The sequence below is a fragment of the Thalassotalea sediminis genome, assembly GCF_030295915.1.
Taxonomy (GTDB): domain Bacteria; phylum Pseudomonadota; class Gammaproteobacteria; order Enterobacterales; family Alteromonadaceae; genus Thalassotalea_C; species Thalassotalea_C sediminis.
On record NZ_AP027361.1, the window covers coordinates 2,371,330 to 2,396,156 of the forward strand.

The window sequence follows — 24,827 nt, forward strand, 5'->3', positions numbered from 1 at the left end:
ATGGTTGTTTTATTGCTCGCGGTAACAGGCAAATGTTACCCGATCGTTATTGTTATAATCTTTTATTGTTTGAACGTTACTGTAGCCAAGCGCCAGAAGAATACTCACTACAGCATCTTTTTGTTTATAACCATGTTCTAAATACAAATAGCCACCTTCTTTTAAATACCGCCGTGCGTCTTTGGCAATCGTTTGAATATCAGATAAGCCACAATTTTCCGCGACTAAAGCACTTTTCGGTTCATATACTACATCACCTAACGATAAATGCTCATCAGCTTGATCTATATATGGAGGGTTACTAACAATTACATCAAAACATTTAGTATTCTCTACGTGACTAAACCAATGACTTTGATAAATACGTACGTTCGCGACATTTAGATTGGTCGCATTCTCTTTAGCAAGTTCTACTGCCGCCTCTTGGAAATCTATCGCCTCGACTTGCCAGCCTGGATTTTCTGTTGCTAATGCAATTGCAATGGCACCTGTTCCTGTACCTAAATCTAAACACTGACATGATTGAACGTTATGATTTTCGATAACTTGCTCTACGAGCACTTCTGTATCAGGTCTTGGAATTAATGTTGCAGGTGAAACTTTAAAGGGTAAAGACCAAAACTCTTTTTCACCAACAAGGTAAGCAATAGGCTCGCCTTCAACACGCTTTTCAATCAATGTCACAAATTGAGCTTGTTGTTCGAGAGTAAGAGATTTTTCTGGCCAAGTAAATAAATAACTCGTTGGTTTACCAAGACAAAAAGACAATAGTACCTGACAATCGAGTTTTGCAGAATCAGAAATGGCAGCAATCAATTTACTGCCATATGCTATTGCTTGCTCTATCGTGTAGGGAACACTTTCACCCATAACTTCTAACTATTATCAGCAAGCGCTGCAAGCATGTCTGCTTGATATTCTTGTAATATTGGATCTAAAACGAGATTTAGGTTGCCTTCCATCACTTCCGCTAAGCGATACAAGGTAAGATTAATGCGATGGTCAGTCATACGACTTTGAGGGTAGTTATACGTACGTATACGTTCAGAGCGATCACCACTTGCAACTAAATTGCGACGAGAGTCTTCTTCTTCGCTACGACGTTTTTCATCTTCTGCTGCTTGCAACCTTGCTTGTAATACAGACATCGCTTGCGCACGGTTTTTATGCTGTGAACGTTGATCTTGACACTCAACAACAAGCCCTGTTGGAATATGAGTGATACGAATAGCAGAATCTGTTTTGTTCACGTGCTGACCACCCGCACCTGATGCACGGAAAGTATCAATGCGTAAATCAGCTTTATTAATTTCAATTGCTTCTGATTCTGGTATTTCAGGAAGTACAACCACAGTACAGGCTGAAGTATGAACACGACCTTGAGATTCCGTTTCTGGAACACGTTGCACACGATGACCGCCAGATTCAAACTTCATTTGTCCATACACACCTTCACCAGCAATTTTAAAGACCATTTCTTTATAACCGCCTTGCTCACTCTCACTCATATTCATGACTTCTATTCGCCATCCTTGAGATTCACAGTAACGTGTATACATACGGTATAAGTCACCAACAAAAATTGCAGCCTCATCACCACCAGCACCTGCGCGAATTTCAACAAAGCAGTTATTTGCATCATTTGGATCACGCGGTAAAAGTAAAATTTGAAGTTCTTCTGTTAGCGCTTCAACAACCTGTTTTGATTCTTTAAACTCTTCTTGTGCCATTTCACGAAGATCCGGATCATCATCTTTAAGCATTTCTTCAGCGGTAGCAAAATCATCTTGCGCCGTCTTGTAACGATTAAAGACCTCTGTCACTTCTTCAAGTTGCTTAAACTCTCTTGATAAAGCTTGAAACTTTTCTTGGTCGGCGATGGTTTCAGGATCAGATAGTAGTGCTTGAACTTCTTCAAACCGCTCTACTAATCCTTCTAGTTTTTCGTAAACTGACTTTTTCATGAAAACTTCTATCTATTGATAAGTTGAATAAGTGACCGTTAAACAGGCCACTTATTAAATAATTTCTCTGAGAATTGCGCGAAGTGTAAAGGCTAACTCAGCGACTTTCAACAAAGAGGCTTTGTAACCGCTATTTATCGATGTCAAAAATATCGCGCAAATACACTATTTTATCTAATTCACCGCCTTGAGCAGCATTCTGAATAGCACTTGTTGGCGCATGCATAAATTTGTTCGTTAATTTCGTTGCTAATTCTGCAACAACAGCTTTAGGGTCTTTGTTGGCTTGAAGCTGTTGCATCGCTTTTTCTAGCAAAATGTCTCGCTCTGTTAAACACTTATTACGATAACTCACCACTGTATCTTGGGTATTTAATCCTCGCAGCCAAGCCATAAAACTGTCAGTTTGCTCGGTTACTATAGCCTCTGCTTCAACGGCGGCTTTTCGTCTATTTTCAATATTTTTGGCAATAATACCTTGAAGATCATCAACGGTATAAAGAAACACATCTTCTAAATCTGAAACCTGTTCTTCTATATCTCGAGGTACCGCTAAATCAACCATAAACACAGGACGGTGTTTTCGCTTAATTAATGCTTTTTCAACCATTCCTTTACCGATAATTGGTAAAGTACTGCCCGTTGAACTAATCACAATATCAGCATCGCTAATATGTTCTGGTATTTGTGCTAATGTTATTACGTTAGCACCTATTTGCTCCGCCATTGCCTGAGCACGATGCAAGGTGCGATTAGCAACAGTAATGTTGCCTACTTTATTTTCATATAAATGCTTTGCAACCAGTTCAATCGTTTCACCAGCACCAACAAGTAATACATTTGCTTTTTCTAAACTCGCAAAAATATGTTTAGCCAAGTTGACTGCTGCAAAGGCCACGGAAACTGCACTTGCACCAATATCCGTATCTGTTCTTACTTGTTTTGCAACACCAAAGGTTCGCTGAAAAAGCCTGTCCATAACAAGTGCCATTGAACCAGCAGCTTTGGCTTGGCTATAAGCTTGCTTCATCTGACCAAGTATTTGTGGCTCACCCAACACTAGAGAATCTAAACCACAAGCTACTCGCATCATATGGTTTACCGCTTGTTGGTCGCTATGCCAATACATACTTGGTACAATCGAAGACGCGGGTACATTATGATGTTTTTCTAACCATGAAGTCACCAAGGACTGAGTATCAGATAGAGGTTTCGTTTCAACTAAATAGAGTTCTGTTCGATTACAGGTGGATAAAATAGCGGCTTCTTTACATTGCACGTATTGCAACATATCTTGCAGTGCCGAAGACAAATTATCAGGGTTAAATGAAATCTTCTCCCTGATGGCGACGGGCGCGGTTTTGTGATTTATTCCAACGGCAACTATGGGCATAAAACGTAAAGATAAACCTGTAGTGATTTAATAATGAATTAGCGCTGACAATTACCACTAGTGGTGTATCATAAACAAAATTTTTGAATAACTTAATGCCACGCGCTGCGAACGGTATAATTTTACGTAATAAACGGTGTAATTGAAAGAAATAAACCATGATAAAAGTACGAGTATTAGTAATTATTGCCATTTGCTGTTTAGTCAATGCCTGTTCAAGCATCTCTAATAATGACACTACAACCATTGAAAACCTTGACTCCTATCAACAACGAAAAACCAAAATTGCACAATTATCCCAATGGCAAATCAAAGGAAAAATTGCGTTTATAGAAGGGAAAAACCGTGAGAGTGCGAATATATACTGGCAATATTTTCCGAAAACCAAAGCACAACAACTCACATTAACCACTTATTTAGGCATCCAAGTATTCTCACTGACAACGGCAAAAGGTATACACACGCTTACTGTGGATGGTGAATCTTATACTGATACAAATTTAACGAGACTACTAACGTCGCTCACTGGCTATCACTTGCCCGCCGAACAATTAACACAATGGCTATTTGGTCATGCGGTCAATCACAACGATACCATTCTTTTTGATCAAAACAATCAGTTACCCATAACGTTAAATACCCAACAATATTTGCACAATTGGCAGGTTAACTATGCACATTACCGTAATGAAAAAGGCATTTTTCTCGCTCACAAGTTAACAGTAAAACAACAAGGTTTAACAATAAAATTATCAATAAGCGATTGGACAATCTAATATGCCGACAAACACTTTTTACTCTTTTCCTTCTCCTGCAAAACTGAATTTATTTCTCCATATCGTTGGTCAAAGAGCAGATGGTTACCATGAACTAGAAACTGTTTTTCAATTTCTAGAAAGTGGAGATACTATTGATATTTCAATATCAAATACATCTAACGAACTGACTTTACTGACGCCTATTAATGGTGTTGATAATGAAGACAACTTAATTATTAAAGCAGCTAAAGCACTTCAACATTATGCAAATGTTAAAAAAGGCGCTTTGATTAAAATTGATAAACGTTTACCTATGGGCGGCGGACTAGGAGGTGGTTCATCAAATGCAGCAACAGTGCTAGTAGCCTTAAATTATTTATGGCAACTAAACATATCTTTAGAAGAGTTAGCAACACTCGGGTTAACACTTGGCGCAGATGTACCTGTTTTCGTGCGAGGGTATGCTGCATTTGCACAAGGAATTGGCGAACAGTTAACGCCTGTAACACCAAGTGAAGACTATTATTTAATAACTAAACCACCGGTCAGCATTTCAACACAAGCAGTATTTACCGCACCATCATTAACGCGGGATACCCCGAAATTAAATCTTGACCAATTGGACATAAATTCCTGTCATAATGATTGTCAAACTTTTGTAATAAAACACTATCCTGAGGTTGCCAATCTATTAGCTTGGTTGCTAGAATACGCGCCGTCTCAGATGACGGGTACTGGTGCTTGTATATTTAGTCGATTTTCTTCTCGAGAACAGGCGGAGAAAATACAATCGTTGTTACCAGAACAAATCTCTTCTTTTGTGGCAAAAGGTGTTAATCGTTCTCCACTTCATCAACATATTAATATGTTGAAAGCGGGATAACACAGTAAAAAAGTTGTATAAAAAAGGCCAAATAGTTGGCTTTTTTGTTAATGTGTGCTGTTATTATCCTAGTGATTGATAACGGTATGAAAGATAAACCAATGTCAAAAGTTTCTGAGGAACTACCTGTGCCTGACATGAAAATTTTTGCGGGTAATGCCACCCCTGAACTGGCCAAGAAAATTGCTAACCGTTTATATATCACGCTAGGTGAAGCCAAAGTTGGCAGTTTTAGTGATGGCGAAATCAGCGTTGAAATCACGGAAAATGTTCGTGGTGCTGATGTTTTCATTATCCAATCTACGTGCGCACCTACCAATGATAACTTAATGGAATTGATCGTAATGATCGATGCATTACGTCGCGCTTCAGCAGGCCGTATTACTGCTGTTATGCCTTATTTTGGTTATGCAAGACAAGATCGTCGTGTACGTAGTGCACGTGTACCAATTACCGCAAAAGTTGTGGCTGATTTCCTTTCAAGTGTTGGTGTTGACCGTGTGCTTACCGTTGATTTGCACGCCGAACAAATTCAAGGCTTTTTCGATGTGCCGGTTGATAATGTCTTTGGTACGCCTATCTTATTAGAAGATATGCAAGACAAAGCATTAGAAAACCCCGTCATTGTTTCACCTGATATTGGTGGTGTTGTGCGCGCACGTGCCGTTGCCAAATTACTCGACGATGCTGATCTAGCAATTATTGATAAACGTCGACCGAAAGCAAATGTTGCACAAGTCATGCACATTATTGGTGACGTAGTGGGCCGTGATTGTATTATCGTAGATGATATGATTGATACTGGCGGTACATTAGCAAAAGCAGCTGAAGCCTTAAAAGATCATGGTGCTAAACGCGTTTTTGCTTATGCTACACACCCTGTACTTTCGGGTAATGCAGCTGAAAACTTGAAAAACTCTGTAATAGATGAAGTGATTGTAACTGACTCTATTCCACTCTCACCAGAAATTAAAAAACTTAAAAATGTGCGTCAATTAACGTTGAGTGGCATGTTATCTGAAGCTATTCGTCGCGTATGTAACGAAGAGTCAATTTCTGCGATGTTTGATAACTAAGTAAATAATACTTATTAAAAAGCAATAATGTTTAAAGCCGGCTGCTAATACAACAGCCGGCTTTTTTAATATCAACTCTATGACTCTAGAATTAATTGCACCTAACTGCTACTAAATACCTGCATAGATACATTAGAAAAACACACATCTAACATCAACATAATATAGCAATTAACCATTTATAGTGTTATTATGCCGCGCCTTTTTTGTATGGTGCTTTAAACTCCTGTACATAAAAAGCGTTACGCGGTTGTTTTTGGTCGCAAAAAACAACCATATTTAATTTTTTACATTAGGTAATAAAAATGACTGAAATATTTACTTTGGATGCTGAAGTACGTACTGATCTAGGGAAAGGTGCGAGCCGCCGCCTACGTCACGCGAACAAAGTTCCAGCGATCCTTTACGGTGAAGGCAAAGAGTCTGTTTCTTTAACTCTTGCGCACAACAAAGTTTTTCGTGCACAACAAGAAGAAGCATTTTACTCTCAAGTATTAACATTGAATGTTGACGGCAAGCCAGTTGAATGTCTTGTTAAAGACATGCAACGTCACCCATTCAAGCCAGTAATCATGCACTTAGACTTTATGCGTGTTGATGCTGCTCACCCAATTCACACAAACGTACCTGTTCACTTCCTTAACGAAGATGCAGTTGCGAAGAAAGGTGGCGCTGTTGCTCATCACATTAATGAAATTGCAGTAACTTGTTTACCAGGTGATATTCCAGAATTCATCGAAGTTGATGTTGCTGATCTTGAAGTTGGTCAAACATTGCACTTATCAGACGTAACACTTCCAAAAGGTGTAACTTCTGATGAACTTGCAAAAGGTGAAAGCCATGACCAAGCCGTTGTTACTGCGAATGCTCCTAAAGGTGCAAGCGATGACAGCGAAGAAGGTGAAGCAGAAGAAGCTACTGAAGAATAATTAAGGCCTGCCCTTAAATGACTATTCAGTTAGTTGTGGGCCTGGGTAATCCAGGCCCCGAATATACAAATACCCGTCACAATGCAGGCGTTTGGTTTGTTGAAGAGCTTGCGTCTCGTTATAACATTTCTCTCCGCCCTGAAAAGAAATATTTTGGTTATTATGGCAAAGGCGATATTGGTGGCAATGTTGTTCATTTACTTGTGCCAACAACCTTTATGAATCGCAGTGGACAAGCCGTTGCTCCGCTAGCAAACTTTTACAAGATCCCCGTTGAAGATATTCTGGTTGCTCATGATGAACTCGATATGGAGCCTGGTATTTGTAAGATAAAAAAAGGTGGGGGCCACGGCGGGCATAATGGTTTAAGAGATACAATTGCTCGATTAGCAAACAATAAAGACTTCTATCGGTTGCGCATAGGCATAGGCCATCCAGGGCACCGTGATAAAGTGACAGGACATGTGTTAGGTAAAGCTCCGGCAAGTGAGCAAACATTAATTGATCAATGTATTGATGAAGCAAGTCGTTGTTTTGAAATTTGGCAAAAAAATGACGTCAAAGCAGCACAAAACAGATTACACTCCTTTAAAGCGCAAGCTTAATAACGAATACAGGTAACAAACTATGGGATTCAAATGTGGTATCGTTGGCTTACCCAACGTAGGTAAATCAACTCTTTTTAACGCATTAACCAAAGCAGGTATTGAAGCCGCAAACTTTCCGTTCTGTACCATAGAACCTAATACTGGTGTAGTGCCAGTGCCGGATCCTCGATTAGATAAACTTGCTGATATCGTTAAACCTGAACGCGTAATTCCAACTTCAATGGAGTTTGTTGATATTGCAGGTTTGGTAGCTGGTGCATCGAAAGGTGAAGGTTTAGGCAATAAATTCTTAGCCAATATTCGTGAAACCGATGCAATTGGTCATGTTGTACGTTGCTTTGAAAATGAAAATATTGTTCATGTAGCGGGTCAAGTAAGTCCAGAAGATGATATTGATGTAATCAATACAGAGCTTGCACTTGCCGATATGGACACCGCAGAAAGAGCTATTCAACGTCAGACAAAAAAAGCCAAAGGTGGCGACAAAGACGCGAAATTTGAATTACCTGTATTAGAAAAGATTCTTAAACATGTTGAAGACGGTAATATGATCCGTTCACTTGAGTTAAGCAAAGAAGAATTGGCCGCTGTTAAATATTTAAACTTCTTAACTGTTAAGCCCACCATGTATATTGCCAATGTTAACGATGATGGTTTTGAAAATAACCCTTACTTAGATAAGGTAAGAGAAATTGCAGCACAAGAAGGTGCCGTTGTTGTCCCTGTTTGTGCAGAAATTGAAGGCGAATTATCTGAAATGGATGAAGAAGATCGCGAAATATTCATGGAAGAGATGGGATTAACTGAACCTGGTTTAAACCGCGTGATTAATTCTGGATATGGCTTACTTAACCTACAAACATATTTTACGGCTGGTGTAAAAGAAGTCCGTGCTTGGACCGTAAAGCAGAATGCGACAGCACCACAAGCAGCAGGCGTTATTCATACTGATTTTGAAAAAGGCTTTATTAGAGCCGAAGTTGTTTCCTACGATGACTTTATTAACTTTAATGGTGAGTCAGGTGCAAAAGACGCAGGTAAATGGCGCTTAGAAGGTAAAGATTACCTCGTTAAAGATGGTGATGTTGTTCACTTTAGATTCAACGTCTAACCTCTCTCTCATATCAACTTAAAACAAGGCGCTTTTTAGCGCCTTGTTTTATTTTAAATATCTACCAAACTTAAACCAATATGAAAGACGTATGCTCATATTGGTATAAGTATTAACAACAATGCTAAAAACCAGTTTTTTTAATTCAATAATGAAAGGTTTTCTATGAAAAAAATAATATTAAGTTTGAGTCTAATTGCAATAACCACTTCATTGGCACCAATTTCAGAAGCGTATGCAGAAGAAGATGTTGCTAGACGCATTTGTGAATATGTAGCTGCAAATGATAAAAATAGACTACGTACCTATTTAAGGACTAAAAAAATAAGGATTCGTTCCGTTTTTGACGATATTAAATGTAATGGTGACAATATACTCATCTTCGCAGCCAAAAGTAATGCATTGGAAGCCGGAGAGTTTATTATTGGTAAAGTACCCGCTAAAAAAGTATCAGCAAATATTGATGCATTAATCGCACATTCTGCTCATTTAGCAGAAGAAGCTAAAGAACGAGTGAAGTAACTTTATTAAGGCTTGTAAAAATGGAAGCGATAATGCTTCCATTTTAATCATTTACCTACCAACTTTGCACACTTCACCAACGAATTGACGATGAAATAAGCAAACGATAAAAAAGTGTCATTATTTTCTAAAAAAACGGTTGACGTTACGCGATCAGATTTGCATAATACGCGCCACTTGCTGAGAGGCAAGATTGTAAATGGCTACATAGCTCAGCTGGTTAGAGCACATCACTCATAATGATGGGGTCCCAAGTTCAAATCTCGGTGTAGCCACCATTTACAATGCGGGAGTGGCGGAATTGGTAGACGCGCTGGATTTAGGTTCCAGTACCGCGAGGTGTGAGAGTTCAAGTCTCTCCTCCCGTACCATTCAAGCAACACAAGTTGCGAGAATAAGAAACATTGCAGGGGTATAGCCAAGCGGTAAGGCAGCGGGTTTTGATCCCGTCATTCAGAGGTTCAAATCCTCTTACCCCTGCCACTTTCTTAGCAGTAGCTAATTAAGTGGTGAGTATAAATAATCAATGTTTCAAGTTTAAGAATTTCGGAAGGGGTATAGCCAAGCGGTAAGGCAGCGGGTTTTGATCCCGTCATTCAGAGGTTCAAATCCTCTTACCCCTGCCAATTCTTAACAATGTCTCTTGTTAATTACGTTACACCTATTAATGAAGACAAGCATTAGCGATGTTATTATCGTGTGTGCGAAGAGTTGTAAACTCTTTAAACTATGCAAAAAAACAGAATGCGGGAGTGGCGGAATTGGTAGACGCGCTGGCATTTCTAAGGAATTAACGTTCCAGTATCAAAAGAGTTGCAAACTCTTTAAACTATGCGAAAAATCAGAATGCGGGAGTGGCGGAATTGGTAGACGCGCTGGCATTTCTAAGGAATTAACGTTCCAGTATCAAGAGAGTTGCAAACTCTTTAAACTATGCGAAAAATCAGAATGCGGGAGTGGCGGAATTGGTAGACGCGCTGGATTTAGGTTCCAGTATCGCAAGATGTGAGAGTTCAAGTCTCTCCTCCCGTACCATTCAAAGTATCTCATCTCACACAGAACTCTTAAGACACCTTCTAAAATATAACCCTAATAGCACAACCTTATTTCAACATCACTTTGCTGTGGTGGAATTAGTAGACGCGCTACCTTTAATGGTGATACATCGGTTCCAGTATCGCAAGATGTGAGAGTTCAAGTCTCTCTTCCCGTACCATTCAAAGTATCTCATCTCACACAGAACTCTTAAGACACCTTCTAAAATATAACCCTAATAGCACAACCTTATTTCAACATCACTTTGCTGTGGTGGAATTGGTAGACGCGCTACCTTCATTGGTGATACATCGGTTCCAGTATCGCAAGATGTGAGAGTTCAAGTCTCTCCTCCCGTACCATTCAAAGTATCTCATCTCACACAGAACTCTTAAGACACCTTCTAAAATATAACCCTAATAGCACAACCTTATTTCAACATCACTTTGTTGTGGCGGAATTAGTAGACGCGCTACCTTTAATGGTGATACATCGGTTCCAGTATCGCAAGATGTGAGAGTTCAAGTCTCTCCTCCCGTACCATTCATCTTAAAGAATACCTTAACAGAGAAACCTAATACCCTATTAACCAATATATTGTTAACCAAGAAGGCCATTGCAAATGTTAGTGGCACAGCAGTTACTTAACTTAATTTGATTTAAAGAAACTATTTAATTAGTTGTTTATCTTAATAAATCCCATTATTACTTGCGTAATGTTACACTATTCGTTGATACATACTTGACTACGCAAATAAATTATGTACTATATGTTCAATTAATTTTTATAGGATTTTTATTATGCCAAATGAAGCAAAAGAGCACCTAGTCTTTAACTTAATTGAACTACAAAATAGTATGTTAAAAAAATTTAATGGCACACTATCAATACATGGCTTAGGACTATCTGACTACCTGGTTCTAGATAAACTTTATCACGCCCCTCATTCAAAAATGAGACGTTCTGAGCTCGCAGAACAAGTGGGGTTAAGTCCATCAGGAGTAACAAGGTTGCTAAACCCTCTTGAGAAAATAGGCCTTGTTGCAAAAGAAGCAAACGCTCGTGATGCCAGAGTTAGTCTAGTCGCACTTTCTCCGGCAGGTGAACAAATATATCAAGAGGCGAAAATATCATTTTCACAAGCGATAAACACGTTATTCGACTCATTAAAGCCTGTAGAAATAAATAGCTTAGTACAACTATTAAAAAAGATTTAATTCAGTACAACCAACGATAGCAAAGGATTAACCATGAACAAGGAAACTTTAATCAACTTTATTCAAGACGTTTGGAATGAAGGAAAAATTGATACTATAGGTAATTATATAGCTGACAGTTACACTATATATCATGATCCAGGAGATCCGTGGCATACAAAAACACTAAATGTAAAAGAATTTCAGCAGAGAGTATCCACTTCTCGCGCTCCTTTTCCCGATCAATTATTTGACATTCAAACAATTTTTGAAGCTCAATCACGTGTATGTATAACATGGCTATGGCAAGGAACACAGCAGCAGGAAATAGCGGGCATTTTGGCCAAAGGTAAAACGTTTCAAATGTCAGGGGCAACGGTTTATTCTTTTGACAACAAGCGTATTTGTGGGCATTGGCAAGTTGCTGACCGCTTATCTATTTATCAACAACTACAACAATATAGATTAGATAATTAAGTTTACTTTAGCCTATGAATTTATCGCCTATACTGTAAGATAAATAAATGCGATAGTCTGTTTTAACATTAATTTTTACTATCATACGTGCTAAGTTGTAGCGCTAATTTAAAACAAAGTTATCAAAGACAATTATTAGCAAAAAGTGCAATATGTTGGGTTGAATTATCTAGGCTACTAGCGTCGCCCTAGCAACTCAACATACTTTACGTTAACACATGCAAGGTTTTCTATGGATGAACAACATTTTATATTTGATCGCTTTTCTTGCAGCGGCTGCAAAGATAAAGGTTCACTGAGCTTTGACTTTACGATGGCGTTTCAACCGATTATTAATTGCCAAACAAAAGAAATATATGGTTATGAAGCTTTAGTTAGAGGGCTAAATAACGAATCTGCATATTCAATTATTTCCCAAGTTAACGATGAAAATCGCTACCTTTTTGATCAACTATGTCGAACTAAAGCAATTACTTTAGCTGCCAAGCTTAACGTAGATTGCATACTTAGTATTAATTTTTTACCCAATGCAATCTATAAACCAGAGCGCTGTATACGTACGACATTAGAAGCAGCTAAGGTAAATAACTTTCCTATTGAGAAACTGCTTTTTGAATTTACCGAAGTCGAAAAAGTAGAAGATCAAAACCATCTTAAAAATATTGTTAACTATTATAATTCAATGGGGTTACGTACCGCCATAGATGACTTTGGCGCTGGGTATTCAGGTCTTGGATTACTTGCTGATTTTCAAACAAATATTATAAAATTTGATATGGCGCTCATTAGAAATATAGATACTGACATAACCAGACAACACATCATAAGGCATTGCATAAGCTTGTGCCAATCACTCAATATTACGCCGTTAGCAGAAGGCATAGAATCCATAGAAGAAATGCGGTGGTTAAAAGATGCCGGCGTCAACCTAATGCAAGGTTATCTATTCGCTCATCCTGGCTTTGAATCATTGCCGGAGGTAAACTTTGCTATATTCGAGTAACATATTACCATTTTATCTCTTTTAAACACCGCAAGCATAGGCTAGCGCTTTTGATTTGAGTATTGGCATTTTATTTACCGTTGCAAGGCCAATATTTCTTAATGATTTAAGCACGGGGTTTGAGTTGCTAAAAGCCGCATAAAACATATCCATTGTAGTCATCATTATTAAATTGTCGTTACGCCGTAATTTTTCATAATTTGCTAACGTTTGAGGGCAATGCCAGCAGTGGTTTTCTCCAATAGCTTTTGCGACTACCGTTTGTAATGCTTTTACATCCTTGAAGCCAAGGTTTACCCCCTGCCCTGCTAATGGATTTATTGTATGAGCAGCGTCCCCAAGAAGTATCACTCTGCCATGTTGATATTGGTTTGCATGTCGACGCGTGAGAGAAAACTTACCTTTATCGATCACACGAACATTGCCTAATCGGGCGGGAAAGTGTTGTTTGATTTCTTCTTGTAACTGTTGATTGCTAAGGTTAGCAAGCCTCGATAACGTAGCTTTTTGATGATACCAAACAAGCGAGGCATGATTGCCCCGCATGGGCAACATAGCAACAGGTCCAGTTGGAAAAAATTGTTGCCAAGTAATATCTTGTTGTACATGTTCTGTTTCAACATTAATTAACATTGCGTCTTGGCCGTAATCCCACCCCGTTACACCTATACCTGAAAGTTGACGAACTTGAGATTGCGCGCCATCAGCTGCGACCAATATTTTTGCCGCTAAAGTTTGAGAGCTAAGAGTTAGGGTCACTTCATCTTCGCTTTGTTCAAACGTCGTTAAGGATTCAGGGCACAATAAAGTAATATTTTTGTGTGCCGCAAGCTGTTGCCATAAAGACAGCTGGATTAGGCGATTTTCAACAATATGCCCTAAATAAGGCTGCTCAATTTCTTGGCAAGAAAACTCAGTATACGCGTTCTCATGCTCCCACACTCCCAATCTTTTATATGGGCATAAGCGCCATTCGGTGATTTGCTGCCACGCATTCAACTGTTCTAATAGGTGCTGAGAAGCAAGTGATATTGCCGACACACGCAAGTCAAAAGGTTGAGACGAGTCAAATGGCTTAGGCTCAAATTTTTCAATTACCACCACAGTTAGGCCTAATTCAGCAAGGGAGAGTGCGCTCGCCGCACCTACCATTCCGCCACCGACAATTGCGCAGTCAAAGTGTTTCATTATCTGCCTATATTTATTATTGCTTATCAATTCATCACATTCTAACCAACACCACGAGGTAATTCGATGATTATGATCATGAATTTATCACTATTGCTGGATTTTTACGCTTAATCACCAGATAAGCTAGCCACGCAAAGAAAGAACGAGTAAAATACGCCCCCTGAAATTCTCTAGCATAAACTAGAATCAATTTTAATCGATAATAGGCATTAAAAAATGAGCAAGAAGTTATTCATCAAAACCTGGGGCTGTCAAATGAACGAGTACGACTCGCAGAAAATGGCAGATCTACTAGATTCTACACACGGCTTTACATTGGCAGATGAAGCTGAAGATGCAGATGTTATCCTTTTAAATACTTGCTCTATTCGCGAAAAAGCACAGGAAAAAGTTTTTCATCAATTAGGTCGCTGGAAAAACTTAAAAGATTCAAAGCCAGACTTAGTTATAGGTGTTGGCGGTTGTGTTGCGTCACAAGAAGGTGACGCTATAAGATCTAGAGCGCCTTATGTAGATATTGTTTTTGGCCCGCAAACTTTACACCGTCTACCAGAGATGATCCAACAAGTGAAAGGTGAGCACAACCCTGTCGTTGATGTTAGCTTTCCAGAAATTGAAAAATTCGATCGCTTACCTGAACCTAAAGCTGAAGGCCCAACAGCGTTTGTATCTATTATGGAAGGTTGCAGTAAATATTGTACTTTCTGTGTTGTACCTTATACCCGTGGCGAAGAAGTCAGTCGTCCATTAGACGATGTTTTATATGAAATCGCACAACTAGCAGAACAAGGTGTAAGAGAAGTAAACTTATTAGGTCAAAATGTTAATGCTTACCGAGGCGAAATGCACGATGGTAACATTTGTCGATTTTCTGATTTGATCCGCTTAATCGCAACAATCGACGGTATCGACCGCATAAGATACACAACTTCGCACCCTGTTGAGTTTACTGATGACATTATTGATGTATATACCGATGTTCCCGAATTAGTAAGTCACCTGCATTTACCGGTTCAAACAGGATCTGATCGTATCCTCATGCAAATGAAACGAGCGCATACCGCTTTAGAATATAAATCTAAAATCCGTCGACTACGCAAAGCTCGACCAGATATTTGTATGTCTTCAGACTTTATTATTGGATTTCCAGGTGAAACCGATGAAGATTTTGAAGCAACAATGAACTTAATTAAAGATGTTGATTTTGATCTAAGCTTTAGTTTTATATACAGCGCTCGCCCAGGTACGCCGGCGGCAGATTTACCAGACGATATTACAGAAGATGTTAAAAAACAGCGATTAGCCATTCTACAAGATCGCATCAACCAGCAAGCATTACGTATTGCACGTCAAATGTTAAACACAGAACAGCGTATACTTGTTGAAGGTCCATCGAAGAAAAACCCAATGGAACTTCGCGGTCGAACAGAGAACAACAGAATTGTAAATTTTGAAGCACCACATTCTGTCATCGGACAATTTGTTGACGTAAATATTACTGATGTTTATGCAAACTCACTACGTGGTGAATTAGTACGTATGGAAAAAGACATGGGCTTACGTATTGCCCATTCACCAGCAGATATTTTATCTAACAGCCATCATAAAACAGCAAATGCAAATATTGATGAGCTTGGTGTTGGTACTTTTGCGCCATAGCGAACAACGTATAAACCGCCGTAAATTATTCCCAAATTAATAGGACATGTTTTTTGAGCACAATAGTTACTGAAAACCTCGTTTTAGAGCCTGTAGACAATAGCAGACAAGCCAACCTTTGTGGGCCAATGGATGATAATTTAAAAGCCATTGAACGTCGTTTAGGTGTGGAAATAAGTTACCGTAGCAATAGCTTTAAAATCGTTGGCGAACCAAAAAACACTGAAGCAGTAGTACAACTACTTAAAAATTTATACGTTGAAACGGAAACCGTAAAAGGTAAACAACAAACTATTACCGATGAAATGGTGCACTTAGCAATCATCGATGCCAATGTATTGGAGCAAGCACCAACACAAGTTGATGTTGACTATGAGCAAATGGTTACCATTAAAACCAAACGTGGTTTAATTAAACCGCGCAATAAAAATCAATCTGCTTATGTGCAAAATGTGCTCACTAACGATATTAGCTTTGGTATTGGCCCAGCTGGCACAGGTAAAACCTACTTAGCTGTTGCTTGTGCCGTAGACGCACTTGAGCGCCAAGAGGTACGTCGTATTTTATTAACGCGCCCAGCCGTTGAAGCCGGTGAAAAGCTTGGCTTCTTACCTGGCGATTTGTCACAGAAAGTCGATCCTTATTTACGCCCGCTATACGATGCGCTTTTTGAAATGCTTGGATTTGAAAAAGTTGAAAAGTTAATAGAACGTAGCGTTATTGAAATTGCTCCATTAGCTTACATGCGTGGTAGAACATTAAATGATGCCTTTATTATTCTTGATGAAAGTCAAAATACTACGGTAGAGCAAATGAAAATGTTTTTAACACGTATTGGCTTCAATTCTCGTGCAGTGATCACGGGGGATATAACGCAAGTAGATTTACCTCGTGGTCAAAAGTCGGGGTTACGTCATGCCATTGAAGTATTAGATAATATACCTGGCGTGAGCTTTAACTTCTTTATGTCTAAAGATGTAGTAAGACATCCAGTAGTTGCAAGGATCGTTGAGGCCTATGAGGCGCACGATACTAAAATGAATCGTATTCGCGAGGAAAAAAAACGCGCAGCTGAATTACAAAAGCAACAAGAGCAATCAAACAAGGACAGTGACTCATAATGATTCACCAATTAGATTTACAACTTGCTTGTCCATCAACCTCTATTCCTTCTATTGAAGACTTTCAAGTATGGGTTAATACAGCATTAAGCCATACTAAAAGTGCCTTTGAACTCACTATTCGCATTGTAGATAGTGAAGAAAGCCAGTCGCTCAATCATCAATACCGCGGCAAAGACAGCGCAACGAATGTATTATCATTTCCGTTTGAAGTGCCAGAAGGCGTTGAACTAAACTTATTAGGAGACTTGGTTATTTGCTGGCAAGTCGTTGAACAGGAAGCTCAGCAGCAAAATAAGCCCGTTCAACATCATTGGGCACATATGGTCATTCACGGGTGCTTGCATTTGCTTGGGTATGACCATATATCAGAGAAAGATGCCATTGAAATGGAAGCTATTGAAATAGAAAAACTTGCTACATTGGGTATTAACAACCCATATTTACTAGAAGAATAATCGACCATATAGACAAAATGTGATTTATTCTCACTTGATAAAGTAATGAACAGTAATTTTTTCTTGAAATATGTGCCATTTAAATAGACACTTAAAAACTGAGTTATAAAAGGAATACAGATTGCTCTATGAGCGAAGACAACCCCCACTCTAGCAACGGCTCTGCACATAATAAGTCACTGATTGATAAATTCGTTCAGTTATTTACTGGAGAGCCGCAAAATAAAGAAGAACTGGTTGAAGTGTTAAACGACGCTGAAGACCGAGAACTTATAAAGCCTGAAACTAAGCTTATGATTGAAGGCGTATTAGAAGTTTCAGATATGCGTGTCAGGGATATTATGATCCCGCGCTCTCAAATGATCACGCTTGATATAAAAACACCACTTAATGAATTACTCCCTGTTATCATCGATTCAGGTCACTCTCGTTTCCCTGTCATTAATGAAGATATAGATCACATTGAGGGAATATTATTAGCGAAAGATTTACTTGCTTATGGCTTTGAACAACAGGAACCATTAACGTCATTACAAGACGTTATTCGTCAAGCAATTATCGTCCCTGAAAGCAAAAAAGTAGAACCGCTACTAAAAGAGTTTCGCTCACAACGTTACCATATGGCAATTGTTGTTGATGAATATGGTGGTGTATCAGGCGTCGTTACAATTGAAGACATCCTCGAGCTTATTGTTGGCGAGATAGAAGACGAAACTGACGATGAGATAGAACAAGATATTAAACATCTGGCAGGCAACGTATACCAAGTCAAAGCATTAACAGAATTAAATGACTTTACTGAGTTCTTTAATTGCCAATTAAGTGAAGGTGATGCTGATACTATTGGCGGAGTCGTTTTACATAATTTTGGTCACATGCCGAAAAAAGGTGAAGAAGTATCTATCGACAAGTTCGAATTTAAAGTAACCTCTGCAGATAGTCGTAGGTTACAAACCTTGCAGGTAACAGTACCTAAAAATCATGAAATAAATGGTAAGCCTACCGAATAACGCCAATGCTTAAAAAGCTCAAAAGCAAGCTCAGTGCCTGGAAAATAAGCGCTCTTTTAACAGATAAAACACTCTGGATAAGTGCGCTTTTAGGTGCTCTTTTAGTATTCGCATACGCCCCCTTTTCCCAATGGTGGTTGACTTGGTTAGTTTTGCCAAGCTGGTTATGGTATGTCAATCGAAACCTCACACAAACAAACCGAGATAGTAAACTTTGTGTTAAACATGGCTTTGCTTTCGGCTTTGGGTGGTTTGCAGCAGGTGTTAGTTGGGTACACGTTAGCATCGCTGAATTTGGAGGCATGCCTTTAATTGCGTCTATTTTTGTTATGCTTTTGCTGTGTTTGTATTTAGCACTTTATCCCGCACTCGCATTGTATTTAACAGCAAAGTTATCGTTGTGGCGTAACAAGCAAATTAATTGGTGGTTACTTGCACCTTGTTGGGCTTTAACAGAGTACTTACGCGGGAAGGTATTAACTGGGTTTCCGTGGCTTTCAATCGGCTACACACAAATAGACGCCCCTTTTTCTGCATTAGCCCCCGTCATTGGCGAAGTCGGGATATCTGTCATGTTAATGCTGTTAAGTGCTGCAATAATTAGTACACTAAATGGCACAAAAAAATTTCTCGCTGTTATACCTTTTTTAATCATCATTGCATTAACAGCTACGAGTGCAATAACGCAATGGGTTACCCCTACAGGCGAAACTAAGCGAATTGCTTTAATACAAGGCAATATCGCGCAATCAATCAAATGGGAGCCTGCTCAGCAGTGGCCTACCATGCTTAAATATCTAGATCTTAGTAGAAAAAACTACAATGCAGATATTATCGTGTGGCCAGAGTCTGCCGTACCCGCTATTGAAACCATGAGTACGACGCAGGAGTTTTTAACACTAGCAAATCAATCAGCAACTATTAATAATAGTGCTATTATCACTGGCATTATTAATTATAACTTTGAATCTAAAGAATATTTTAATAGCCTAATTGTACTGGGCAAGAAACATAGCAACGATGAACAAGGGAACTATTTTTACGGTCATAGCAATCGCTATAATAAAAACCACTTACTACCCATAGGCGAGTTTGTACCTTTTGGAGATCTACTGAGACCACTCGCACCTTTATTTAATTTACCAATGTCTTCATTTACACGAGGCGCATACAAGCAAAAAAATCTAACTGCACATGATATTAATCTATTAGCGCTTATCTGCTTTGAAATCGCTTTTGCCGATCAACTTTCTGCAAACTTTGCCAACGAGAGTAACATTTTACTTACGGTTAGTAATGATGCTTGGTTTGGAGACTCTCACGGGCCCCACCAACACATGGAAATTGCCCGAATGCGCGCACTTGAGTTCGCTCGACCACTAATACGAGCGACAAATACGGGGGTTACTGCAGTAGCAGATCATAACGGTAACCTCACTGATATTTTGCCACAATTTGAGCAAGGTGTTTTACATGCCGATGTCACCTTGGTATCAGGCACTACGCCTTATAGCCGCTACGGTAATACACCTATTTATTTATTTTCACTGTGTCTTGCTATATTTATCATATATAGAAAACGATAAAGGCACTAAAGCTTATTCTCTCTCCCCTAACACAACTATTATAAATTCCCCCAGTTCCTGTTAGTATTATCATACAACCACTAAGATAAACCTTAAAATGATGAAATATAATCAACTGATATTATTAACTTTTCTCACAGGTTTTACTGCATTTACACATGCAAAAACTACACTTATCACCAATGTAAATGGCTACACTATTAAAGGTGATGAGATTAAGAAGTTTCATGCGATCAAATTTAAAAATGATGTAATTGAACAGGTTTATCACAGACAAAAAACGCTTGATAAATGTGCTAAATGTATCGTCATTGATGGTAAAGGCAAAACCATGTTGCCAGGGCTAATTGATGCGCATGGTCATATTTTAAGTTACGGTGAAAGCCTTACTCAAGCAGACTTAACCGCAACAAAAACCGTAGATGAAGCTGTGGAAAGAGTGCTGCGATATGCACAAAAAAACAAAAGCCTAACCTGGATTAAAGGCAGGGGCTGGAATCAAACACAGTGGCTTAAAAATACGTTTCCAACAGCCGCATCCTTAGATCAATATTTCCCTGATAAACCTGTTTGGTTGCGTCGAGTAGACGGTCACGCAGGTTGGGCAAATAGTAAAGCTATGCAGCTTGCAGGAATAACAAAGCAGACAAAAGCACCTCATGGTGGTGAAATAATTCGCGATGAAAACGGTAATGCGACTGGGGTATTTATTGATAATGCCATGAAATTGATTGAACAAAAGATCGCCCCATTAACACTAGAAGAACAAAAAACAGTGTTAAACAATGCCATGAATGCCCTAGCAGCTCTTGGATTGACAAGTGTTCATGACGCAGGCATCGATAGCCAAAACTTGGAAGCTTTCTTACAAATGTCTGCCAATAACAAGTTGCCTATTCGAATTAATGCCATGCTTTATTTACCTTCCCCCAGCTGGCAACAAACACTTAAATATGGCACATTTTCAACAAATGGCGATATGTTGCAATTTAACAGTGTAAAAATTCAAGCGGATGGCGCGCTCGGTAGCCGTGGTGCAGCATTAATCAAGGATTATAGCGATAAGCATGGTCATCGTGGCCTGTTATTACACAATAATAAAGACTTTGAACGCTACGTAACAACAGCGATGAAAGCTGGTTTTCAAGTAAATACCCACGCAATAGGCGATAATGCCAACAAATTAGTATTAGATAGTTATGAGCAACTAATCGCCAAAACAAATACACGACATTTAAGGCATAGAGTAGAACATGCCCAAATTTTACAACTCGAAGATATACCAAGGTTTAGTGAACTAGGTGTCATTGCGTCGATGCAAGCAACCCACGCGACTTCCGATAAAAATATGGCTGGCGATCGCCTAGGAGATAAACGACTAAAAGGAGCATATGCCTGGCGTAAACTGTTAAACGCGGACGCAATTATTGCCGCGGGTTCAGACTTTCCCGTAGAGTCCCCTAACCCATTTTTTGGCTTACATGCATCAATTACTCGGCAAGATAAAGAAAACCTTCCAGAAGGTGGTTGGATGAGCGCTGAAAAGATGACCAGAATCGAAGCATTAAGAACTTTTACTGCAGATGCTGCTTATGCCAGTCATCAAGAAAATATTATCGGCACACTTGAGCCGGGTAAAAAAGCCGATTTTATTATCATTGATCGTGATTACTTTACAATGCCAGAACAAGATATTTGGAAAACGAAAGTATTAGAAACCTGGGTTAACGGTAAAAGAATATATATCAACGAATAACTAAGTCGAAACCTACACATCAATTAGCAATAAGAGTTACCAACTCAATCAAAAGATTAACAAGGTAACTCTCATATTACTCATTACTTCACTGACACCTGCGCTATTACTAAGAAACGCAACCTTAGTTAAACCCTAACTTGTCCAGTGCCGTTAACTAAGAATTTTTCAGTGGTAAGCGACTCAATGCCCATTGGACCATAGGCATGCAGCTTAGTTGTAGCAATACCAATTTCAGCGCCCAACCCTAACTCTGAACCGTCTGAAAAACGAGAAGATGCGTTAACCATAACAACAGAAGCATCAACAACTTGCTGGAATATAGCAGCCGTTTCTTTATTCTCGGTACAAATAACCTCAGTATGGTTACTGCCGAAGTCATCAATGTGCTTAATTGCCATATCAAGACTATCAACAACTTTCACTGCGATTTCTAGACTTAAGTATTCTTCACCAAATTCAGTGCTTTCAATTGCTTTAAAGGCATTGAAGTAGCGGCTAATGTCGCTTTCGCCATTTACCGTCACGTGCTCTTTATCAAAGACTTCCTTCACCATTGGAAGAAAGCGTTCCGCAATATCCTTATGCACTACTAAGCCTTCAAGCGCATTACAAACGCCTGGTCGTTGAGTCTTACCATTAACCAGAATATTTAGCGCTTTATCTAGGTCGGCATCTTTATCAACATACAAATGACAAACGCCTTTATAGTGTTGAATAACAGGTATTTTACTATTTTCGCTAACAAAATTAATTAAACCTTCCCCCCCTCTTGGGATGACCAAATCAATATATTGCTTTAATGTTAATAGTTCATTTAACAGCGCTCTATTTGGATCAGGAATAACAGACACAATAGATGTTGGTAAGTCATATTTTTTCAATACACTCTGCAGTGTATCAGCAATTGCTAAGCTAGAACTTAGTGCTTCTTTACCACCACGTAAAATCACGGCATTACCTGACTTAATACATAACCCTGCTGCATCAGCAGTTACATTAGGTCGAGCCTCGTAAATCATACATATTACGCCTAAAGGTACGCGCATTTTTTGAATTTCAATGCCATTTGGTCTCGTTTCTATCAGGCGAGTAGTGCCAACAACATCTGGCAAATGAGCGACGGTTTCTAGCCCAATCGCCATATCTTCAATACGTTGAGCATTTAACGTTAACCGGTCAACCATAGCCTCAGATAGGCCATTCTCACGTGCATTTACTAAGTCTTCTTGGTTGGCAGCTAAAATTTCATCTTGTTGCGATCTTAATGCATCAGCCATATCATTAAGTAATGCTTTTTTTAGCTCTGAAGATTTTGTTGCAAGTACTTTTGCACCGGCGGCTGCTTGCTCGGCAATATTTGTAATTAAACTCATTATGCTCCTAATAAGGTGATATATTGTTTGGAAAGTATCGGTTCATCAGTATTATCTAACTGCTCCGAAATATGTTCATTGTTTTGAGTAGCGACGAAATTTAGCAAACAACTACTATAGTTGGTTTTTACTTTGGCAAGTTTGTCGCCATTATCTTTTCTCACTAGTACAACATCGCCCGCGGAAAACTCACCGCTAACTTCTAACAGGTCTTGTGGTGAGAGCAGGTCGCCCGTTGCGTCTTTCTCCATCATAAAGGCATCATCTACAACTAATTCTCCCTGGATCTTTGTTGTATGCTTCATCCAATGATGAGTATCCTGCATGGGTTTTTTATGTGGATGAAAATGTGTACCTGGGCTCTCACCCGCCAACAACTCATTAAAACTCGCCTCATTAAAGCCGTTAACGATATAGGTATCTATACCATGAGACACAGCTTTGTCCGCGGCCTGAATTTTAGTTTTCATACCGCCAGTACCAACATCACTCGTAGCACCACCCGCCATATTGTAAATACCGGCATTAATTTCATAAACATCGGTAATAAGCTGAGCGTTTGAATCTAATTTTGGGTTAGCATCATACAAGCCATCAACGTCTGAACAAATAACTAAGCTGTCAGCATTAGCCGCGCTCGCTACCATGGCAGATAAGTTGTCATTGTCACCCACTTTCAATCTATCTGTTGCTACGGTGTCATTTTCATTAATAATGGGCAATATATTATTGTCGAGCAACTCTTCAATTGTTTCTCTAACACTGATGTAACGATCTCGGTTTTTAAGATCAGCATGTGTTAACAGTATTTGTGCGGTATTAAAATCAAATAATCGATCCCACGTTGCCATCATTTCCGACTGACCGGCTGCTGCCATAGCCTTTTTTATAGTAATCGGTGATGTATCAACCCCTTTAAATAAATGAGCACCAGCAGCAACTGAGCCAGAAGAAACCAGGACTACCTGAGTTCCTGACATGCGACAACGCACGATAAAATTAGCAATGCTTAATAAATATTGGCTGCTACAACCATTTCTATTGGGAGCAATTAGCGCACTCCCAACTTTAATGACAATTCGTTGCCACGGTAAAGGTTTAGAATCTACATTCACTTTTATACTCCATTGAGCTATTTGTTCATAACGGAAAGTTACGATTTGCCTGCTCTGTCGGCTGTTTGTCGTGACTATCTAAGCAAGTAGTCACTCATTTAAGAGGATGCTTTTACATGGCATAAAACCAGTAAATATCAGTAACACAAAAATTAGTGTCATCGATAAGCGGCGTAAATAACATGCTAGTTACATTGTATTTTACAGCGCTATCAAATTTAGAGGATTACGTTTTGCTTTTGAAGAGGGTATTAAGGCCTTTGAAGCCTGTAGAAAGTATTGCTAGGCCATAGCCTAAACCAAGAATTAAATAGAAACATATATAATCAGAAATGTCTGTTTTCATAACCTATAAAATCAATTAGAATATTAATGGTTAGTACTCTAATCATTATTGATATGATTATCAAGTTTAATTTTTAAGCAACGGGCTGAATTTAACGCGCTACAAGTAAATTAAGAAGTGTTTAAAACATAAAAACCAAAAAACGAATTACAAATAAACTCTTTTTTTTCATATAAATAGCAACAATCCGTTCAATGCTAGTTTAGTGATTAATTTCTCATCAAAAAACAATTAGTACAATAAGTAATTTATA

22 protein-coding genes and 5 tRNA genes are annotated in these 24,827 nt (G+C 38.9%); 21 read left to right on the top strand and 6 right to left on the bottom strand.

The window, feature by feature from the left end:
- Positions 1-9: 9 nt before the first annotated feature.
- From prmC to hemA, 3 genes are all read right to left on the bottom strand, one after another.
- Positions 10-870 (bottom strand): peptide chain release factor N(5)-glutamine methyltransferase, encoded by an 861-nt coding sequence (prmC, locus tag QUE09_RS10900; RefSeq protein ID WP_286232790.1) that lies wholly within the window; start codon positions 868-870, stop codon positions 10-12.
- A gap of 5 nt (positions 871-875) precedes the next feature.
- Positions 876-1,964 carry a peptide chain release factor 1 gene (gene prfA, locus QUE09_RS10905; protein WP_286232791.1) on the bottom strand — a complete coding sequence of 363 codons (1,089 nt, stop codon included), beginning with the start codon at positions 1,962-1,964 and terminating at the stop codon, positions 876-878.
- 130 nt (positions 1,965-2,094) lie between these two features.
- Positions 2,095-3,357 carry a glutamyl-tRNA reductase gene (gene hemA / locus QUE09_RS10910; RefSeq protein WP_286232792.1) on the bottom strand — a complete coding sequence of 421 codons (1,263 nt, stop codon included), beginning with the start codon at positions 3,355-3,357 and terminating at the stop codon, positions 2,095-2,097.
- Between the two features lie 158 nt (positions 3,358-3,515).
- Here hemA and lolB point away from each other — a divergent pair, with 158 nt between their 5' ends.
- The 15 genes from lolB (at position 3,516) to QUE09_RS10985 (ending at position 12,956) form a co-directional block, all read left to right on the top strand.
- Positions 3,516-4,133 (top strand): lipoprotein insertase outer membrane protein LolB, encoded by a 618-nt coding sequence (gene lolB / locus QUE09_RS10915; RefSeq protein WP_286232793.1) that lies wholly within the window; start codon positions 3,516-3,518, stop codon positions 4,131-4,133.
- Between the two features lies 1 nt (position 4,134).
- Positions 4,135-4,998 carry a 4-(cytidine 5'-diphospho)-2-C-methyl-D-erythritol kinase gene (gene ispE / locus QUE09_RS10920; protein ID WP_286232794.1) on the top strand — a complete coding sequence of 288 codons (864 nt, stop codon included), beginning with the start codon at positions 4,135-4,137 and terminating at the stop codon, positions 4,996-4,998.
- 128 nt (positions 4,999-5,126) lie between these two features.
- Positions 5,127-6,074, top strand: a complete 948-nt coding sequence (locus QUE09_RS10925; protein WP_286235924.1) for a ribose-phosphate pyrophosphokinase — start codon at positions 5,127-5,129, stop codon at positions 6,072-6,074.
- Positions 6,075-6,379: 305 nt separating this feature from the next.
- Positions 6,380-7,003: a 50S ribosomal protein L25/general stress protein Ctc gene (locus QUE09_RS10930; protein WP_286232795.1), complete on the top strand. Its 624-nt coding sequence runs from the start codon at positions 6,380-6,382 to the stop codon at positions 7,001-7,003.
- Between the two features lie 17 nt (positions 7,004-7,020).
- On the top strand, positions 7,021-7,608 hold the full coding sequence (gene pth, locus QUE09_RS10935; RefSeq protein WP_286232796.1) for an aminoacyl-tRNA hydrolase: 588 nt from the start codon (positions 7,021-7,023) through the stop codon (positions 7,606-7,608).
- 22 nt (positions 7,609-7,630) lie between these two features.
- Positions 7,631-8,722, top strand: coding sequence for a redox-regulated ATPase YchF (ychF, locus tag QUE09_RS10940; protein ID WP_286232797.1), 1,092 nt, complete (start codon positions 7,631-7,633; stop codon positions 8,720-8,722).
- 165 nt (positions 8,723-8,887) lie between these two features.
- Positions 8,888-9,244, top strand: a complete 357-nt coding sequence (locus QUE09_RS10945; RefSeq protein ID WP_286232798.1) for a DUF3718 domain-containing protein — start codon at positions 8,888-8,890, stop codon at positions 9,242-9,244.
- 201 nt (positions 9,245-9,445) lie between these two features.
- A tRNA-Met gene (locus QUE09_RS10950) sits at positions 9,446-9,522 on the top strand.
- Positions 9,523-9,530: 8 nt separating this feature from the next.
- Positions 9,531-9,615: transfer RNA gene (locus tag QUE09_RS10955), tRNA-Leu, on the top strand.
- Between the two features lie 37 nt (positions 9,616-9,652).
- A tRNA-Gln gene (locus tag QUE09_RS10960) sits at positions 9,653-9,727 on the top strand.
- A gap of 68 nt (positions 9,728-9,795) precedes the next feature.
- Positions 9,796-9,870: transfer RNA gene (locus QUE09_RS10965), tRNA-Gln, on the top strand.
- 324 nt (positions 9,871-10,194) lie between these two features.
- Positions 10,195-10,279: transfer RNA gene (locus QUE09_RS10970), tRNA-Leu, on the top strand.
- Between the two features lie 801 nt (positions 10,280-11,080).
- Positions 11,081-11,497 (top strand): MarR family winged helix-turn-helix transcriptional regulator, encoded by a 417-nt coding sequence (locus tag QUE09_RS10975; RefSeq protein ID WP_286232799.1) that lies wholly within the window; start codon positions 11,081-11,083, stop codon positions 11,495-11,497.
- 33 nt (positions 11,498-11,530) lie between these two features.
- Positions 11,531-11,953 carry an ester cyclase gene (locus QUE09_RS10980; RefSeq protein ID WP_286232800.1) on the top strand — a complete coding sequence of 141 codons (423 nt, stop codon included), beginning with the start codon at positions 11,531-11,533 and terminating at the stop codon, positions 11,951-11,953.
- 232 nt (positions 11,954-12,185) lie between these two features.
- Positions 12,186-12,956 (top strand): EAL domain-containing protein, encoded by a 771-nt coding sequence (locus QUE09_RS10985; protein ID WP_286232801.1) that lies wholly within the window; start codon positions 12,186-12,188, stop codon positions 12,954-12,956.
- A gap of 21 nt (positions 12,957-12,977) precedes the next feature.
- Here QUE09_RS10985 and QUE09_RS10990 read toward each other — a convergent pair whose 3' ends face one another.
- A complete protein-coding gene (locus QUE09_RS10990; protein WP_286232802.1) occupies positions 12,978-14,144 on the bottom strand; it encodes an FAD-dependent oxidoreductase in 1,167 nt (388 codons plus the stop codon).
- 219 nt (positions 14,145-14,363) lie between these two features.
- On the opposite strand from QUE09_RS10990, the gene miaB reads away from it, so the two are divergent.
- From miaB to QUE09_RS11020, 6 genes are all read left to right on the top strand, one after another.
- Positions 14,364-15,806, top strand: a complete 1,443-nt coding sequence (gene miaB, locus QUE09_RS10995) for a tRNA (N6-isopentenyl adenosine(37)-C2)-methylthiotransferase MiaB (RefSeq protein WP_286232803.1) — start codon at positions 14,364-14,366, stop codon at positions 15,804-15,806.
- A gap of 53 nt (positions 15,807-15,859) precedes the next feature.
- The gene (locus QUE09_RS11000; RefSeq protein ID WP_286232804.1) at positions 15,860-16,927 is read left to right on the top strand and encodes a PhoH family protein; all 1,068 of its coding nucleotides are present in this window, start codon (positions 15,860-15,862) and stop codon (positions 16,925-16,927) included.
- The gene (ybeY, locus tag QUE09_RS11005) at positions 16,927-17,385 is read left to right on the top strand and encodes an rRNA maturation RNase YbeY (RefSeq protein WP_286232805.1); all 459 of its coding nucleotides are present in this window, start codon (positions 16,927-16,929) and stop codon (positions 17,383-17,385) included. The genes QUE09_RS11000 and ybeY overlap by 1 nt, the downstream gene beginning before the upstream one ends.
- Before the next feature lie 128 nt (positions 17,386-17,513).
- The gene (locus tag QUE09_RS11010; RefSeq protein WP_286232806.1) at positions 17,514-18,395 is read left to right on the top strand and encodes a CorC family transporter; all 882 of its coding nucleotides are present in this window, start codon (positions 17,514-17,516) and stop codon (positions 18,393-18,395) included.
- Between the two features lie 5 nt (positions 18,396-18,400).
- Complete coding sequence (lnt, locus tag QUE09_RS11015; RefSeq protein ID WP_286232807.1) at positions 18,401-19,981, top strand: apolipoprotein N-acyltransferase; 1,581 nt, start codon at positions 18,401-18,403, stop codon at positions 19,979-19,981.
- 97 nt (positions 19,982-20,078) lie between these two features.
- A complete protein-coding gene (locus QUE09_RS11020) occupies positions 20,079-21,737 on the top strand; it encodes an amidohydrolase (RefSeq protein ID WP_286232808.1) in 1,659 nt (552 codons plus the stop codon).
- A 128-nt stretch (positions 21,738-21,865) separates the two neighbouring features.
- Here the strand turns inward: QUE09_RS11020 and QUE09_RS11025 are convergent, their stop codons facing one another.
- Together QUE09_RS11025 and proB are read right to left on the bottom strand one after the other, a co-directional pair.
- Complete coding sequence (locus QUE09_RS11025) at positions 21,866-23,113, bottom strand: glutamate-5-semialdehyde dehydrogenase (protein ID WP_286232809.1); 1,248 nt, start codon at positions 23,111-23,113, stop codon at positions 21,866-21,868.
- Positions 23,113-24,228 (bottom strand): glutamate 5-kinase, encoded by a 1,116-nt coding sequence (gene proB / locus QUE09_RS11030; protein WP_286232810.1) that lies wholly within the window; start codon positions 24,226-24,228, stop codon positions 23,113-23,115. Before proB ends, QUE09_RS11025 begins: the two co-directional genes overlap by 1 nt.
- Between the last annotated feature and the right edge of the window lie 599 nt (positions 24,229-24,827).